Raw genomic sequence first — 16797 nt, 5'->3', positions numbered from 1 at the left:
TCTCGCCTAGCCAGCAATCTCAGCCTGGTTCCAATACCTGAAGGGATATCCTCTATGAGTCATAAATTTTGCCAGACGTTATTAGCTCTTACCCTTGCTAGCAGTGGAATGATGTTTACCTTGCCAGCCAGCGCCGCCACGGCCCCAGCCCAACAGCAAACGCAGGCTCCCGGCTTTTATCGCATGATGCTGGGTAACCTGGAAGTGACGGCGCTGTACGATGGTTACGTCAATCTGGACAGCAAACTGTTCCACGGCATCAGCGAGCCGGATATGCAAAAGCTGTTCGCCCGCATGTTTACCGACAGCAAGTCAGGCATACAGACGGCAGTAAACGCATTTCTGGTGAACACCGGAACGCATCTGGTCCTGGTTGATGCCGGTACTGCACAGTGTTTTGTGCCCGACGTTGGGGGCCATCAAGAGCAACCTGCGCGCGGCAGGGTATCAGCCAGAGCAGGTTGACACGATATTGCTGACGCATCTGCACCCCGATCACGCCTGTGGCGTCAGCGATCAGGGTAAAGCCGCCTTTCCTAACGCCACCGTCTATGCCTCCAAGGCCGATGGTGACTACTGGTTGAGTAAGGAGGTGGCTCTCAAAGCTCCCAAGGACGCGCAACCGATGTTCAAAATGGTGCAAGACGCCGTTGCCCCTTATGCTGAACAGGGCAAGTTGAAGCTATACAGCCCTGGGGAGCAGTTACTCCCTGGCCTGGAAGTGATCGCGACGCCGGGCCATACGCCTGGGCATACCTCTTACCTGTTTAGCTCTGGCGGGCAGAAACTGCTGCTGTGGGGGGATATCGTTCACAGTCACTCTTTGCAATTTGCCGAGCCTGAAGTCGCGGTAGACTTTGACACAGATTCCAAACAGGCGATCGCTACCCGGCAAAAGGTGTTTGCCGATGCGGCTAAAAACAAGCTGTGGGTTGGCGGAGCGCATTTACCGTTCCCTGGTCTGGGCCACGTGCGTGTCGAAGGTAAAGGCTATGCGTGGGTACCGGTTGAGTATGCCCCGGTAGTCAAAGGCGAGAAGAAACCTTAACGTAGATTATTGATATCGGGGCGCAGCATGCGGCACCCCGTTGATAAATCAAACCACCATCCGGCCATAGAGCCAGTAGCCTACAGCCAGTACCAACAGCAAATTCAGCACGACACTAAGAATAAAATAGGTTTTGAACGGTTGTTTCTGCGTTTTATGGCGAAATAGCCGTTGCGCCACAATCGCGCCGATCCAACCGCCCAGCACGCCGAACAGCAACAGAGTGATTTCCGGCACCCGTTGCCAACTTTTGCAGGCAGCCAATTTATCTACGCCGTAGATCAGCAGGGTCAGCAGGTTTACCAGCAGTAACCAGGTCCACAGCGGAGCGGGAAAACACAGGCTGCCAGCCAGGGCAATTAGCAGCAGGAAGTAACACAGGGAATTGAGTTTCATCGGACATGGCTCGTTGCTTGAACGCTGCGTAGTGTGAACTGCCCACCGTGCAGATGCAACTCCTGATATCCATGCAAAAAGTGCAATTACCCTGCTAATTTGGCATCCTATAATTTACGCTCACACCAACATCATTAAAATAAGGCAGCGCAATGACTTCCCAACGTATTCTGGTTCTTGGCGCCAGCGGTTATATCGGCCAGCACCTGATCCCTCGCCTGACCGAGCAGGGCCACGAGATCACCGCCGCAGCGCGCCGTATTGAATGGTTGGAAGAGCAAAATTGGCCGCACGTGAACTGCCGTTACGTGGATGTCTATCGTCCGGAAACGCTCACGGCAGCGCTCTGGCAGATCGATGCCGTTTACTACCTGATCCACGGGATGGGCGATGGCGATGACTTTATCGAAAAGGAACGTCAGGCAGCAGAGAATCTGCGCGATGCCCTGCGAGGATCTACCGTCAAACAGGTCATTTTCCTTGGCGCGCTGCAACCCGAGGGCGACAGTTCCCCTCACCTCATCGCCCGTAAACTGACCGGTGAGATCCTGCGCCAAAGCGGTATCCCGGTCACCGAACTACGCGCCAGTATCGTGGTTGGCCCTGGCTCTGCCGCGTTCGAGATCATGCGCGATATGGTCTACAACCTGCCAATCCTGACGCCACCGCGCTGGGTACGTTCAAAATCCTCCCCGGTCGCCCTGGATAACCTGCTCACCTACCTGACCGAGCTGCTGCAACATCCAGCGCATGAAAACCGGATTTTTGACGTCGCCGGGCCGGAGTACATCAGTTACCAAACGATGTTCGAGCGTTTTATCAAGATCAGCGGCAAAAAGCGCTGGCTGATCCCGGTTCCCCTGCCGACACGCTTTATCTCGGTCTGGTTTATCAGCATGATCACCTCGGTGCCAACTTCAATTGCCAGCGCGCTCATCCAGGGGTTGAATCATGACTTGCCTGCCGATGGCAAACCGCTGCAAACCTTGATCCCACAGCCGCTACAAACCTTTGATGATGCCGTGAAGGAAACGCTACGCCGCGAAGATGAGGTGGTCGACTCTGCCGACTGGGGTTACGATCCTGAAGCCCGGGCCCGCTGGCGCCCCGGCTATGGCTTCTATCCCAAACATGCAGGTTGTGAGGTGGAAACGCAGGCTTCCAGTGAGGCGCTATGGCATGTCGTGCAGCAGTTGGGCGGCAAAGAGGGATATTTCTACGGCAATATTCTTTGGCAGATCCGCGCCCGTATGGACGATATGATCGGCAACGGCATCGTTTATGGCCGACCGCAACGTGACACTCTGGAAGTTGGCGATTTGGTCGATGGCTGGAAGGTGATCACCAAGAAGCCATTACGCCAGTTGGCGTTGATGTTCGGGATGAAAGCGCCGGGGCTGGGTCGCCTGACTTTCAGCATCAAGGACCTGGGCGATCGCCGTCAGCTCGATGTGCGCGCCTGGTGGCATCCTGCCGGTTTCAGCGGACTGCTGTACTGGTTTGTCATGATGCCCGCTCACCTGTTTATTTTCCGTGGCATGGCCAAACGTATTGCCCAGTTGGCCGAAGAGTACGATAACCAGCGTCCTCAATAGACCAATTCTCGATCAACCGCACAGTTTGCTGCTGCGGTTGGGTCCTTTCCGATTGCATAGCGCACGAAATCACGAAAGAATGGCATCTTATTTGCTGGGGCGCGCTACAACGCCCCCCGCATCCTGATTTTTGGTGAGAATAGAGTTCGTTATGAAGGTATTGGTCACCGGTGCAACCAGTGGGTTAGGCCGAAACGCCGTTGAATATCTCCGCCGCCAAGGCGTAAAAGTGCGTGCCACCGGGCGTAATCAGGCCATGGGCTGCCTGCTGGAAAAACTGGGTGCCGAATTCATCCATTGCGATCTCACCAACCTGATCTCTTCCCAGGCCAAAGCCATGCTGGCGGATGTGGACGTGCTGTGGCACTGCTCCGGTTTCACTTCCCCATGGGGCACAGAAGAAGCCTTCGAACTGGCCAACGTCCGTGCAACCCGGCGTTTAGGCGAGTGGGCTGCGGCCTACGGCGTAGAGCAGTTTATTCATATTTCATCGCCAGCCATTTACTTCGATTATCACCATCACCGCAATGTGGATGAAGACTTCCGTCCGGCCCGTTACGCCAACGAGTTTGCCCGCAGTAAGGCCGCTGGGGAACTGGTGGTACAACAGCTGGCGCTGTCCAACCCGCAAACCCACTTCACCATCCTGCGTCCACAGGGGCTATTTGGCCCGCATGACAAGATCATGCTGCCGCGCCTGCTGCACATGATCAAACATTACGGCAGCCTGCTGTTGCCGCGTGGTGGCGATGCGCTGGTCGATATGACCTATCTGGATAATGCGGTGCACGCCATGTGGTTAGCCACCATGAAGGAAGATACCCCTTCAGGACGGGCTTATAATATCTCCAACCTGCAAGCCTGCACGCTGCGCACGGTGCTGCAACAGCTGATCGACGAACTGGGAATGAAGTGCCGCATCCGCTCGGTGCCCTACCCGATGCTGGATATGATGGCACGTGGCATGGAAAAGCTGGGCAGTAAAAGCGAAAAAGAGCCGGTCTTGACCCATTATGGCGTAGCTAAACTCAACTTCGATCTGACGCTGAACACCACGCGGGCGCAGCAGGAGCTGGGTTATCAGCCGCAGGTGTCGTTGGAAGAAGGCATCAGCCGTACCGCCCGCTGGTTGAAAGAGCACGGTAATCTGCACGGACTATGAAGCCCCGTATTTACTCAGTAACGCCTCAATAATCGCCTCACTTTCTGCATCCGGCTCACCGCGATAATCGCTGGGCCGGAAATGCATCTGAAACGCCGCTATCAGGTTCCGTTGCTGCTTGGCATCCCACGCGGGATCGACACCATAACCATAGCGCGCCAGCTTTTCCAACAGTGATGCCATTGCCACCGGCGCATGCTTGTCACGACCCGCCAGATAGCGCGCCACCTCCCGTTCATCCGGCCAGGCGCCAATACCTGCCTGCGCCAGCTGCTGCCAAGGGAAAAGTGGACCGGGATCCTGTTTGCGCTGCGGAGCAATATCACTGTGCCCTACCACATCTGTCGGCTGCAGCGCGTAACGCTGTACGATATCGCGGCTAAGCTGGATCAGTAACGCAATTTGCTCTGGTGTATAAGGCTGCCAGTCAGTCTCCAGCAACTTACGGCTATAGCCTTGGTTGACGATCTCAATGCCGATCGAGGTATCGTTCAGATTGGTCCGCCCACGCCAGTTGCTGGCCCCGGCATGCCAAGCGCGCATAGCTTCCGGCACCAGTTGATAAGCCACCGGCTTGCCGCCCTGCAATGGCGGATGGGCGGGCAACAAATAGTGCGCGCTGACGTGTTCATCCGTCAGCGTCTTCAGCGAGGAATGAAAGTTTTCTGCGGTGTAATGCATCACCAGGAAACGAATACGTTGATCGGCACCCGGTGCCTGATGCAGGATTTCCAATTGATAGCTACCGTGATCGACGACGGTATCATGCTGAACGTTTTGGCACCCCACCAGCAGCATGAAAGCTACTATCCCTGCTCTGATTTTCACCTGTTCCTTCCTGTATTTATCATCCGCCGGTCAGCCCGACAATGTGTTACCGACATGGATTAAGCTGTATCTAATCACCCAGTTAATCAACAAACCATGAAACTCCTCTCTGATTTGCAAGGGAGTGTTAACCCAGCCAGCGAGTTGCAGTCTGCGTGTTAGCCTCAAAGTATCGCCGGTATACCAAGAAGCGGAGTCAATCATGTTCAAGCCCAGCGTTTTAGCCTGCCTGGTAGCTATTGCCCTGCTGCCACTTAGTGGTTGCGATCAAAAAAACACTACCGCAGCAACACCAATAATCCCCTCTCAGGCACCAACGCAGCCGGTGCTTCAGGCTTACACGCCACTGAGCGCCGATCAACTGTATCAGTTGGTCAGCCCAATCGCGCTATTCCCAGATAAATTGCTGGCGCAGGTATTAGCAGGTGCGGGGTATCCCGATCAGATCACCGCTGCCGATAACTGGCTGACGCAAAACCCAGGTCGACAACCCGCAGCGTTGAGCAACGCGGCCAATACTCAACCTTGGGACAACAGCGTCCGCAGTCTGGTACTGTTCCCTGATATTATCGATCAGATGGCAAAAAATATCGCCTGGACGACGCAACTGGGCAACGCTTATCTCAACGATCCCACCGATGTGATGAACGCTATTCAGGTCATGCGCCAACGCGCCGCACATAAAGGTACGCTGAAAAATACGCCGCAGCAGCGGGTTGTCGTCTCTGCTGCGCCCCCTGATTATATCGCTCCCCAGAGCCTGGTCATGGCCCCACCACAGACTATTGTGATTGAACCCAGCCAGCCGGACGTGCTGTATGTGCCTTATTACGATCCTTGGGTGGCCTACGGTGGGCCAATAGCGGCTTACCCCGGCTACCATTACGCCGCCCCTTCAGGCTTCAGCGGTGGCGAAATGCTGACTACCGGTATTATCAGCTTTGGTGCCGGCGTTGCGCTAGGGGCGATAATCAACGACCACCATCACGGTTGGAACGACTGGGATGTTCACTGGGACGGGCATTACGATGGCAGGCATCAACCGGTGATGTATAACAATCAGCCTTATTTTTCCCACCCAGCCACGGTGGTGAACGTCAATGAGTACAATAACGTCAGTCGCTACAGTACGGTGAATCATTACGACAGTCACGACCACTATAATTTCCCAGCGCAGGCTAACAATGGCCAGATCCCTCATTTTACTGCGCCGACGATGGTACATCCGTCATCCAGCGCGGCTACCTTGCCAGTTCCTCGGTTTGGGCCAACCACCGTCATGCCCCACGCCAAGATTCCTATGACCGCCCCAAATTTCCATATGACACAACTCGCGCATGAGTCACTCCCTGCTGGCAGCCACAATACTCTGGCGCAGTCGCCGAGTATCCACCCTGGCACCGTGATGAATCATCCTGTCAGACAACCTGCGGCTCCTGAAAAACAAACCGTCGTTCATGCACAACCTATTGAGCATCCACCTATTACTCCACAAGTGCATCCGAAATTACCAACACCGCAGATCCATCAGCCTCCGGCCCCTATGCTTGCGCATCACGTCAGCGTGAATAAGCGTCCACAGGAACATTTGCCAGTAAGAAAAGAGGAACACAAGGAGGGATAAGGCTGCCGCTTAATGCGGATATTGACATCAACTACCGCCCTTTATCACAAACGGTGCGGCGGTAGTTGCATCAGGGCAAATCATTGCCGTGCCAGAGCGGTTAATTAACGGTGCATCATGAAACGAGCGAATCTGGCGCTGTCTTGGCCGCTTGCAGTTTCTGCACCAGCTTTTGTCTGTCGGAATAGCTCTTGCACCACGTTGCCAGACAGTACACCCCAAGCGCAGCCTCAATCGAATGGTAGATAGGATCGAACTCGCCGGTAAAAAGCTTGAGGAGAGCCATTCCAAGCGTGACAACTCCCCCGATCAACAACCAGGTCATCAATTGGGTTAGCCGGCTGATTTTCTGTTGCAGTTCATTGCATCCTTGTTCAGTACTTTCCATTTAACGTCCTTGTTATTTCACAATATTGCCGCTTAGCGGCTGACTTTAACCGCGGTGCCGCTGACGCTGACCATCAACATGGTGCTGTCTTTACCCACGGTTTCGTAATCGATATCGATGCCGACAATCGCATTGGCCCCCAACTCTTTGGCCTGCTCCTGCAACTCCTGAAAGGCCAACTGACGCGCCTTACGCAACTCCTTCTCGTAGGCGCCGGAACGGCCGCCAACGATATCACGCACGCCAGCAAAAAAATCACGGAAGATATTGGCCCCCAGAATGGCTTCACCGGTGACGACGCCACAATATTCGGTGATGGTAAACCCTTCCAGGCTGGGGGTAGTGGACAATTGCATCAAGAACTCCTCGTAAAATCAAATCATTGCTGTGGTAGGACAACTAATTTTAACGGATGTTCTGTGGCACAATGGCACACAGCACCAATGCAAGGACCCAAAACGCCTTTATACTGTAGGCTAGTCCCGAGGTTTTCGGTCTTCATGGTTGAGAGACTTTCACATAAGGTTATGAGATGAAAACAAAAACGCTTGCTGTTGTTTTACCCTTGGCCCTGTTCCTGAGCGCCTGTACCACCGTTGATCCCGCCTTCAAGGATGTAGGGGTTCGCACCGGACCTTGCGTAGAAGGTGGCCCGGATACGGTAGCCCAGAAGTTCTATGATCTGCGCATTCAGCAAGGCCCAAGCAACGCGCTGCCGGACACTAGCCGCCTGGCACAGTTGCAACCTTACCTGAGCCATGTGCTGTATCAGGATTTTGTGAGCGCAAGTCAGCATCCCGGTAAACACACCATCACCGGCGATCTGTTCTCTGGCAATGCCCAGGGGCCAACCAGCGCAACGGTAGCCAGCGCCTCCACCATCCCTAACACCGATGCCAAAAACATCCCGCTGCGTGTGCAACTGACCCACCAAAAAGACGGCGCCAGTGCAATCAACTGGCAGGAAGAAGTGCTGATGGTGCGCGAAGGGACTTGTTGGGTGGTCGACGACATCCGCTTCCTGAACATCCCGGCACATGCCGCCAGCGGTACGCTGCGCCAGGTCCTTGAGAACCAGTAACAGCGAACTGGCAGCCGGGCGTAATAGCTTACCCGGTTGCCAAAAAACCCTTTCGATGCTCAAAAATCCATCAGTTTGAGAAAATTGGCTATCAAGCTCACACTCTGCGCGACAAATCCGCCGTTCAGCCAGCGCTCGCGGTATCTTATGCTATTCTTTAGCGATTCTGCCGCGTACTAATAAATTTTAACTCACAAAGATTGCATAAGTATTCTGTGGAAGTTACCATTCACGGCATCAATGTCTATTCAATTTCAGCGCATGAGTATTCAACTAAAAGATATCAACTGCTTTTACGGCGCACATCAGGCGCTGTTTAACATTACACTGGATTGCCCTGCCGGCGAGACTCTGGTGCTGCTTGGTCCAAGCGGCGCAGGCAAGAGTTCGCTGCTGCGGGTGCTTAACCTGCTTGAAATGCCGCGTTCTGGCCACCTGCAAATTGCGGGCAACAAGTTCGACTTTAAACAGTCGCCGGGGGAGAAATCCATCCGTGAACTGCGCCAAAACGTGGGCATGGTCTTCCAACAGTACAATCTCTGGCCGCATCTGACCGTGGTGCAAAACCTGATCGAAGCTCCCTGCCGCGTACTTGGCCTGACCAAGGCCCAGGCGATGGCGCGTGCCGACAAGTTGCTGACCCGGTTACGTCTGACCGATTTTGCCGATCGTTTCCCGCTGCATCTCTCCGGTGGCCAACAACAGCGCGTAGCGATTGCCCGTGCGCTGATGATGGAACCTCAGGTGCTGCTGTTCGATGAACCGACGGCCGCACTGGATCCGGAAATTACCGCACAGATCGTCAGCATCATTCGTGAGTTGGCCGGCACCGGTATTACCCAGGTGATCGTTACCCATGAGGTTGAAGTCGCGCGTAAAACCGCCAGCCGCGTGGTGTATATGGAAAACGGCCATATCGTCGAACAGGGCGATGCCAGCCTGTTTGCACAACCGCAAACCGTAGAGTTTGCCAATTACTTATCACACTAATAGCGTTATTTGCTGTTCTCAGGGAATTTGCGATGAAAAAACTACTAATCGCCGCCGTTCTGGCTGGCATCAACGTTTCTGCCTCAGCAGCTGAAACTATCCGTTTCGCTACCGAAGCTTCCTACCCTCCGTTCGAGTTTGTGGCGGCGGATAACAAAATCCAGGGCTTCGACGTCGATCTGGCCAATGCGCTGTGTAAAGAGATGCAGGCTGAGTGCACCTTTACCAACCAGGGCTTCGACAGTCTGATCCCAAGCCTGAAGTTCAAGCGCTTCGACGCAGTAATGGCCGGTATGGATATCACCCCTGAGCGCGAAAAGCAGGTGCTGTTCAGCAAGCCTTACTACGATAACTCGGCCCTGTTTATTGCCGAGAAAGGCAAAGTGGCCGACGTTGCCGCGCTGAAAGGCAAACGCGTTGGCGTGCAAAACGGCACCACGCACCAGAAATTCCTCAACGATAAGCACCCGGAAATCACCACCGTGGGCTACGACAGCTATCAGAACGCCATCCTGGATCTGAAAAATGGCCGTGTTGATGCGGTGTTTGGTGATACCGCAGTGGTCAACGAGTGGCTGAAAGATAACGCTGCGCTGACCGCCGTGGGCGATAAAGTGACGGATAAAGACTACTTCGGTAGCGGCCTGGGCATCGCCATGCGCCTGCAAAACACCGAACTGCAGGGCAAATTCAACGCTGCCCTGGATAAAATCAAGCAGGATGGGACTTACGAGACCATCTACAAAAAATGGTTCCAGCAGTAATCATTATCCATGAATGAAATCCAACCTTTAGCTAGCGCCGCCGGGATGACCGTCGGCCTTGCCGTTTGTGCCCTGGTTCTTGGGCTGATCCTGGCGATGCTGTTTGCCGTCTGGGAGTCATCCCGCTGGAAAGCGGTCAGTTGGCTCGGCACCGCCTGGGTGACGCTGCTGCGCGGCTTGCCAGAAATTCTGGTGGTGCTGTTTATCTATTTCGGCTCTTCGCAGCTGCTGATGGTGCTGTCCGACGGCTTCGTGCTGAACTTCGGCCTGTTCCAACTGCCGGTGCAACTGTCGATCGATAATTTCGAAGTCAGCCCGTTCCTGTGCGGCGTTATCGCCTTGGCCCTGCTCTATTCGGCCTACGCGTCGCAAACGCTGCGTGGGGCGCTGAAAGCGGTGCCACAGGGCCAATGGGAGTCCGGCCAGGCCTTGGGGCTCAGCAAGACAGCCATCTTCTTTCGCTTGATTATGCCGCAAATGTGGCGTCATGCCCTTCCGGGGCTGGGTAATCAGTGGCTGGTGCTGCTGAAAGATACCGCGCTGGTGTCGTTGATCAGCGTTAACGATTTGATGTTGCAGACCAAGAGCATTGCCACCCGCACCCAGGAGCCGTTTACCTGGTATGTGATCGCAGCGGCAATCTATCTAGTTGTCACCCTACTGAGCCAGTACATCCTTAAGCGGATCGAACTGCGCACGACGCGTTTTGAGCGGGGGCCAGCCTGATGCTTGAGTTCATACCCGAAATCATCAAAGGCCTGCACACCAGCCTGTCTCTGACCATCGTGGCATTAGTGGTCGCCTTGCTGATGTCGTTAGTGCTGACGGTGATCCTGACGTTAAAAACGCCGGTACTGACGCAGTTGGTGAAGGTCTACATTACGCTGTTCACCGGTACACCGTTGCTGGTACAGATCTTCCTGATTTACTACGGCCCCGGCCAGTTCCCGGCGATCCGTGAATATCCCTGGTTGTGGAACCTGCTGTCGCAACCCTGGCTCTGCGCAATGATTGCGTTGGCGTTGAACAGTGCGGCTTATACCACCCTGCTGTTCCATGGTGCGGTGCGTGCTATTCCGGCGGGCCAGTGGCAATCTTGTGAAGCGCTGGGCATGTCACGCCAGCAAACGCTGCGCATTCTGCTGCCGTATGCTTTCAAACGTGCCTTGTCCTCTTATTCCAATGAAGTGGTGCTGGTGTTCAAGAGTACCTCTCTTGCCTATACCATTACCCTGATGGAAGTGATGGGCTACAGCCAGCTGATGTATGGCCGGACTTATGACGTGATGGTATTCGGTGCCGCTGGCATTGTGTACCTGTGCGTTAACGGCCTGCTGACACTCTTGATGCGGATGGTTGAACGCCGCGCGTTGGCGTTTGAACGGCGTAACTGAGCCAGTCCACGATGACCAAGCCCTGCCCTGCGCGGGGCTTTTTTATGACCAAAATAATTTTATAGTCATTTATATTGCATAATAATTCACTAAATGGCATTGTTATCGGCATAGCCACTCACAATGCCTTTTGGTCGTTGTCAGAATAAAGGTGGCGAGACAAAAATCAAATTTACGACAGGAGCCGTACCGATGAAAAAGCTGTTACTTGCTGCCACCATTCTCGCCGGGATCACCTTTAACGCCACCGCCGCAGACACCATTCGTTTCGCCTCTTCGGCAACCTACCCGCCGTTTGAATCTCTGGATGCCAATAACCAGATCGTTGGTTTTGATATCGATCTGGCCAAAGCCCTGTGCAAACAGATGCAAGCCGACTGCACCTTCACCAACCAGGCCTTTGACAGCCTGATCGCGGCGCTGAAATTCAAGAAATATGACGCAGTGATCTCCGGTATGGACATCACGCCAGAGCGTAGCAAGCAAGTGACCTTTACCCAGCCCTATTATGCCAACTCAGCCATTGTTATTGCCCAGAAAGGCAAATTCACCTCGCTGGCGGATTTGAAAGGCAAGAAACTGGGGATGGAGAACGGCACCACGCATCAAAAATACATGCAGGACAAGCACCCAGAGATCAATACCGTGTCGTATGACAGCTACCAAAACGCCGTGCTGGAGCTGAAAAATGGCCGTATCGATGGCGTATTCGGGGATACTGCGGTAGTGAATGAGTGGCTGAAAAGCAATCCGGAGCTGGCCGTTGTTGGCGAGCACGTGACCGACGCACAGTACTTTGGCACCGGTTTAGGGATTGCCGTGCGTCCGGATAATCAGGCGCTATTGGTCAAGCTGAATGCTGCGCTGGATGCGGTCAAGGCGGACGGTACCTACAAGGCGATCAACGATAAGTGGTTCCCGCAGTAAGTCCCCTCACCCCAACCCTCTCCCACAGGGAGAGGGAGCCAGTTCAGCGTCGTTGGCAGCTAATGTGGCACTGCGTAGAGGCGCTGCATGCTGCGCCCGTGTTAAGGTCAGATGCGAGAGTAAAACTGTAGAACGTTTAGTCCCCTCTCCTTTTGGGAGAGGGCTCGGGTGAGGGGATTATTTCCGCACCAACAGCATCAGTACTTCGTAATGAGCGGTGTGCGGGAACATATCAAACAGCTGTACGCGTTCCACGCGGTAATCAGGCAGCATCGCCAAATCCTTCGCCATACTTAGCGCATTACAGCTGGAATAAAGAATATAACCCGGTGCCATACGGTTGAGATAATCACACAGTTCCTTGCCAATTCCCCGCCGCGGCGGGTTCACCAAGACCAATTCAGGAACCTCCCCCTCAGCGGTTGCAAATCGGGTTGAATCCAGCGCCTGAAAATCCACCTGCTGTAAGCCGAGGGTTTGCGCCGACTGTTTGGCACAGGCAATCGCCTCTCCGCTGATCTCGATGCCAGTCAGCCTGGTTTGCGGTTGAGCGCAATGTAAGCCGAAGCCGCCGACACCGCAGAACAGATCCCACATGCTGGCGATACCCAGCGCCCGCACCCAGTCCCGTGCGGTGGCGTACAGCTGGCTGGCCACCTGCGGATTGGTTTGAAAAAAGCTCTGCGGGCGAATATACAGCGGCACCTGGTTGAACTGCTCTTCCAACGCCTGCTGCTCGGTCAGGGGAATTTCTTGTTCGCCTTCCATGATCGCCATGTGCACTGGCTGGATATTGGCGGAGATCACCTTCAACTGGGGCAACTGCTGTTGTAACCAAGGCAAAGCGGCACGCAGCTGCGCCAGCTTACTCTCGGAGCGGAGCACAAAGCGCAGCATCAGGCCGCCGCTGAAGGTGCTTTCCGTCAACAGCAAATACTTCAGCTCGCCACGCTTACGCGCCACGTTATAAGGCGTTAATCCGGCACGGGGAATGAAATTTTTCAAGACCGCGAAGATAGGGGCAAAGCTGGCCGGATACAGCGGGCAATCACACAGATCTACCGGCGTGCCATCACGGTGCGACATGCCAAGCAACGGTCGCTCAACGCTGCCGCTGACCACCATTTTCGCCTTGTTGCGAAATGCACTCTGTTCACCCGTCACCGGTTCCAGCCACTGCACGACATCGCGATCCGCCAGTAAGGATTGCAGATGATGTTGTTTTTCTTCCAGTTGCTGGGAATAAGGCTTTTCCAGCCACTGACAGGAACGGCAGGTGTTCGCCGAATACAAAGCGCAATGCATGAATAGTAACCGTTAAACCAGGATGAACAATGAGGGCGCAGATTGTATCACCCAACGCGGAGAAAAACCTGTTTACCAGGGTAGGAGAAAACAAAACGCCGCCCAGTCAGGCGGCGCTTAAAGCTCAATGAGTCACCAGGACATCAACCACGAGCGGCTCTTTGCAACTCACGCGCACGCTGTTTTTCCGCCCGCGCCATAAACCACCAGGCGATAAACCCGATGATCCCCACCACCAGCAGGATCAGCGTCGCCAAAGCGTTGATCTCTGGGTTAACCCCCATGCGCACGCTGGAGAATACCAACATCGGCAAGGTGGTGGCTCCAGGTCCGGCGACGAAACTGGCAATGACCAGATCGTCCAACGACAGGGTAAACGCCAGCATCCAGCCGGAAACCAGAGCCGGAGCAATCATCGGCAAGGTGATCACCGAAAACACTTTCAGCGGCGTTGCGCCCAGATCCATCGCCGCCTCTTCGATCGAGCGATCCAGCTCGCGCAAGCGCGAACTGATAACCACCGACACGTAGGCGGTACAGAAGGTGACGTGCGCCAGCCAGATGGTGAACATCCCACGCTCGGAAGGCCAACCAAAGGTATGCCCCATTGCCACAAACAGCAGCAGCAGCGACAGGCCGGTGATCACGTCTGGCATAACCAACGGCGCGGTGAGCATAAAGGCAAACCCGGTCGAACCCCGGAAACGCCCAAAGCGTACCATCACCATCGCGGCAATGGTGCCGAGGATCACCGCCGCCGTGGCGGAGGCTGCCGCAATGGTCAAACTCAGGCCGACTGCGCTGATCATTGCCGAATCGTGGAACAGTTCGATATACCAGCGGAATGACCATCCCGCCCACACGGTAACCAGCTTGGAGCTGTTGAACGAGTAGATCACCAGCATCAGCATCGGTGCGTAAAGGAAGGTGAAACCGATCACCAGGATCGCTATTCGCCACGGTGAGCGCACTACCGGCAAGTTGTTCATCCCTGCCCTCCCATTTCCTTGTTCTGGTGCTTGTGGAACCAGAGAATAGGTACAATCAGCAACAGCAGCATCACGGTGGCTACCGCCGAGGCAACCGGCCAGTCACGGTTATTGAAGAATTCCTGCCATAGCACGCGGCCAATCATGATGCTGTCCGGCCCGCCAAGCAGTTCCGGGATCACAAACTCCCCGACCGCCGGGATAAACACCAGCATCGATCCGGCAATAATGCCACCCCGCGTCAACGGCATGATCACGCTGAAGAAGGTTTTCAACGGTTTGGCCCCCAGATCTAACGAGGCTTCCACCAGCGAGTAGTCAAGGCGCGTCAACGCGGTGTAAATCGGCAACACCATAAAGGGCAGATAGGAATAAACGATGCCGATATACACCGCCAGATTGGTATGCAAGATCACCAACGGCTGATCGATCACCCCCAGCCACATCAGGAAGTTGTTCAACACCCCGTTATTCTTCAGGATCCCCATCCAGGCATATACGCGGATCAGGAATGACGTCCAGGAAGGCAGGATCACCAGCAACAGCAGAATATTGCGGGTTGACGGTTTACTGTGTGCCACCGCCCACGCCAGCGGGTAGCCGATCACCAGACAGCACAGCGTTGAAACCGCCGCGATCTGCAAGGATTGCAGATAGGCATCAATGTAGAGCGGATCGTCTGTCAGCTGTAGGTAGTTGGCAAAGTTCAGCGCAATATCGAGTTTGCCGTCGGCCCAACTCATCAGGTCGGTATAAGGCGGTACCGCCAAGGCCAGTTCAGACAGACTGATCTTGAACACGATCAGGAACGGCAGCATAAACAACAGCAGCAGCCACAGCAGCGGCAGTGCAATCACCAGCTTGCGGCCATGGGCCATCTGCAACCGTTGGATAAAGGCTTTGATCGGGCCGGGTACTCTTGCCGGAGGCTCCGGCGAACGTTCAGAAAGCAATGTCATGGTGGTTACTCCTCACTTTCTCAACTACACCGTCAGCACGACACAGCTGTCGGTTTCCCAACACAGGCGCACTTCATCACCCCAGGTCGGCATCCCTTTACGGAAGCGATGGCCGTTCTGCAATTGCGCACTGATCATCTGCCCGCTGAGCAGCTTGACGTGGTAAATCGACAGATCGCCCAGGTAGGCGATGTTCACCACTTCACCCACCGCAAAGTTGCAGCCGTCTTCCGGTACTTCTTCACACAGCATGATTTTTTCCGGACGCAACGCGACCTGGATTGGCACGCCATCCACCACTGAAGAGTCAGGATCGACCTTCAGAGCATGCCGTAAACCCGGGCTTTGCAGGATCAGCGCATCGTCCCGCCGTTCAAGCAGCACACAATCGAACACGTTGACCGAACCGATAAACTCGGCGCTGAAACGGCTGTTCGGGTGCTCGTAAATCTCTTCCGGCTCACCGATTTGCACAAACTTGCCACGGTTCATGATGGCGATACGGCCAGCCATGGTCATGGCTTCTTCCTGATCGTGGGTCACCATGACACAGGTCGCGCCCACGCGTTCCAGAATATCCACCACTTCCAGTTGCATACGATCGCGCAGTTTCTTGTCTAACGCGCCCATCGGTTCATCCAACAACAGCAACTTTGGCCGTTTAGCCAGGCTGCGTGCCAGTGCCACACGCTGGCGTTGCCCGCCGGAAAGCTGGTGTGGCTTACGCTTGGCGTATTCCTGCATATGCACCAGCGTCAGCATTTCGGCAACGCGCTCGTTAATTTCCGGGCGCGGCATTTTGTCCTGCTTCAGGCCAAACGCGATGTTCTGCTCTACCGTCATATGGGGGAACAGCGCATAGGACTGGAACATCATATTGACCGGGCGCTGGTAGGGCGGCACGTGGGACATGTCCTGACCATCGAGGACAATCTGCCCTTCCGTCGGCTGTTCAAAGCCGGCCAGCATGCGCAACAACGTAGACTTCCCGCAGCCAGACGGCCCCAGCAGCGCAAAGATTTCGCCCTTGTAGATCGTCAGGCTGACGTCTTCAACCGCGTTTTGGCCATCAAAGGTTTTGGTGAGGTTACGGATTTCCAGCAGAGGGGTGAAAACCTTCTGCGATTTGGCTTGAGGACGGGGGATAACGTCGTTCAATCGGGGTGCTCTCCGGCTAAAGCAGTACGAACAACCACAGCAATTGCCATGGCCCAAAATGGCAATGCAGGCGGGTGTTACCCCACCTACCTTTCAATATTTCAATAATACCCTATGGATTTCGAGCTGCAGCTAGGCGACAAGCTTACTCATCCCCAGGAGCTTACTTTTGGGTAAGTGACTGGGGTG

19 protein-coding genes are annotated in these 16797 nt (G+C 54.8%); 11 read left to right on the top strand and 8 right to left on the bottom strand.

The window, feature by feature from the left end; translation table 11 throughout:
- Positions 1-54: 54 nt before the first annotated feature.
- Both U869_RS32555 and U869_RS29415 read left to right on the top strand, forming a co-directional pair.
- On the top strand, positions 55-465 hold the full coding sequence (locus tag U869_RS32555; protein WP_232785362.1) for a hypothetical protein: 411 nt from the start codon (positions 55-57) through the stop codon (positions 463-465).
- Entirely contained in the window at positions 377-1048 is a 672-nt protein-coding gene (locus U869_RS29415; protein ID WP_232785361.1) for an MBL fold metallo-hydrolase, read from the top strand. Before U869_RS32555 ends, U869_RS29415 begins: the two co-directional genes overlap by 89 nt.
- Before the next feature lie 48 nt (positions 1049-1096).
- Here U869_RS29415 and U869_RS0113600 read toward each other — a convergent pair whose 3' ends face one another.
- Complete coding sequence (locus U869_RS0113600) at positions 1097-1444, bottom strand: DUF1294 domain-containing protein (protein ID WP_025119351.1); 348 nt, start codon at positions 1442-1444, stop codon at positions 1097-1099.
- A 152-nt stretch (positions 1445-1596) separates the two neighbouring features.
- Between U869_RS0113600 and U869_RS0113595 the strand changes: the two genes are divergently transcribed.
- Both U869_RS0113595 and U869_RS0113590 read left to right on the top strand, forming a co-directional pair.
- The gene (locus U869_RS0113595; protein WP_025119350.1) at positions 1597-3039 is read left to right on the top strand and encodes a DUF2867 domain-containing protein; all 1443 of its coding nucleotides are present in this window, start codon (positions 1597-1599) and stop codon (positions 3037-3039) included.
- 151 nt (positions 3040-3190) lie between these two features.
- A complete protein-coding gene (locus U869_RS0113590; protein ID WP_025119349.1) occupies positions 3191-4201 on the top strand; it encodes an NAD(P)-dependent oxidoreductase in 1011 nt (336 codons plus the stop codon).
- Here the strand turns inward: U869_RS0113590 and U869_RS0113585 are convergent.
- Complete coding sequence (locus U869_RS0113585) at positions 4196-5029, bottom strand: N-acetylmuramoyl-L-alanine amidase (protein ID WP_025119348.1); 834 nt, start codon at positions 5027-5029, stop codon at positions 4196-4198. The two genes, U869_RS0113590 and U869_RS0113585, sit on opposite strands and share 6 nt — an antisense overlap.
- 202 nt (positions 5030-5231) lie before the next feature.
- Between U869_RS0113585 and U869_RS0113580 the strand changes: the two genes are divergently transcribed.
- On the top strand, positions 5232-6653 hold the full coding sequence (locus U869_RS0113580; protein WP_025119347.1) for a DUF3300 domain-containing protein: 1422 nt from the start codon (positions 5232-5234) through the stop codon (positions 6651-6653).
- Between the two features lie 115 nt (positions 6654-6768).
- Here the strand turns inward: U869_RS0113580 and U869_RS0113575 are convergent, their stop codons facing one another.
- Positions 6769-7041 (bottom strand): hypothetical protein, encoded by a 273-nt coding sequence (locus U869_RS0113575; RefSeq protein WP_025119346.1) that lies wholly within the window; start codon positions 7039-7041, stop codon positions 6769-6771.
- A gap of 32 nt (positions 7042-7073) precedes the next feature.
- Positions 7074-7397, bottom strand: a complete 324-nt coding sequence (locus tag U869_RS0113570) for a heavy metal-binding domain-containing protein (RefSeq protein ID WP_025119345.1) — start codon at positions 7395-7397, stop codon at positions 7074-7076.
- Between the two features lie 176 nt (positions 7398-7573).
- On the opposite strand from U869_RS0113570, the gene U869_RS0113565 reads away from it, so the two are divergent.
- The 6 genes from U869_RS0113565 (at position 7574) to U869_RS0113540 (ending at position 12197) form a co-directional block, all read left to right on the top strand.
- Positions 7574-8122 (top strand): lipoprotein, encoded by a 549-nt coding sequence (locus tag U869_RS0113565; RefSeq protein ID WP_025119344.1) that lies wholly within the window; start codon positions 7574-7576, stop codon positions 8120-8122.
- 261 nt (positions 8123-8383) lie between these two features.
- Positions 8384-9112 (top strand): arginine ABC transporter ATP-binding protein ArtP, encoded by a 729-nt coding sequence (artP, locus tag U869_RS0113560; protein ID WP_115650685.1) that lies wholly within the window; start codon positions 8384-8386, stop codon positions 9110-9112.
- Positions 9113-9144: 32 nt separating this feature from the next.
- Positions 9145-9876 carry an arginine ABC transporter substrate-binding protein gene (gene artJ, locus U869_RS0113555; protein WP_025119342.1) on the top strand — a complete coding sequence of 244 codons (732 nt, stop codon included), beginning with the start codon at positions 9145-9147 and terminating at the stop codon, positions 9874-9876.
- Between the two features lie 9 nt (positions 9877-9885).
- On the top strand, positions 9886-10602 hold the full coding sequence (gene artQ, locus U869_RS0113550) for an arginine ABC transporter permease ArtQ (RefSeq protein WP_025119341.1): 717 nt from the start codon (positions 9886-9888) through the stop codon (positions 10600-10602).
- Positions 10602-11270: an arginine ABC transporter permease ArtM gene (artM, locus tag U869_RS0113545; RefSeq protein ID WP_025119340.1), complete on the top strand. Its 669-nt coding sequence runs from the start codon at positions 10602-10604 to the stop codon at positions 11268-11270. The genes artQ and artM overlap by 1 nt, the downstream gene beginning before the upstream one ends.
- Positions 11271-11462: 192 nt before the next feature.
- Positions 11463-12197: an arginine ABC transporter substrate-binding protein gene (locus U869_RS0113540; protein ID WP_025119339.1), complete on the top strand. Its 735-nt coding sequence runs from the start codon at positions 11463-11465 to the stop codon at positions 12195-12197.
- A gap of 177 nt (positions 12198-12374) precedes the next feature.
- Here the strand turns inward: U869_RS0113540 and rlmC are convergent, their stop codons facing one another.
- The 4 genes from rlmC to potG form a co-directional block, all read right to left on the bottom strand.
- On the bottom strand, positions 12375-13502 hold the full coding sequence (gene rlmC, locus U869_RS0113535) for a 23S rRNA (uracil(747)-C(5))-methyltransferase RlmC (protein WP_025119338.1): 1128 nt from the start codon (positions 13500-13502) through the stop codon (positions 12375-12377).
- A 143-nt stretch (positions 13503-13645) separates the two neighbouring features.
- On the bottom strand, positions 13646-14491 hold the full coding sequence (potI, locus tag U869_RS0113525) for a putrescine ABC transporter permease PotI (RefSeq protein WP_025119337.1): 846 nt from the start codon (positions 14489-14491) through the stop codon (positions 13646-13648).
- The gene (potH, locus tag U869_RS0113520) at positions 14488-15450 is read right to left on the bottom strand and encodes a putrescine ABC transporter permease PotH (protein ID WP_021804975.1); all 963 of its coding nucleotides are present in this window, start codon (positions 15448-15450) and stop codon (positions 14488-14490) included. Before potH ends, potI begins: the two co-directional genes overlap by 4 nt.
- A 24-nt stretch (positions 15451-15474) precedes the next feature.
- Positions 15475-16608 (bottom strand): putrescine ABC transporter ATP-binding subunit PotG, encoded by a 1134-nt coding sequence (gene potG, locus U869_RS0113515; protein WP_025119336.1) that lies wholly within the window; start codon positions 16606-16608, stop codon positions 15475-15477.
- Positions 16609-16797 lie beyond the last annotated feature (189 nt).

The sequence above is a fragment of the Serratia sp. H1w genome (assembly GCF_000633355.1).
Lineage (GTDB): Bacteria > Pseudomonadota > Gammaproteobacteria > Enterobacterales > Enterobacteriaceae > Chania.
Note: the sequence above shows the minus strand (reverse complement) of the source record. Positions and strands in the feature narration are given on the sequence as shown.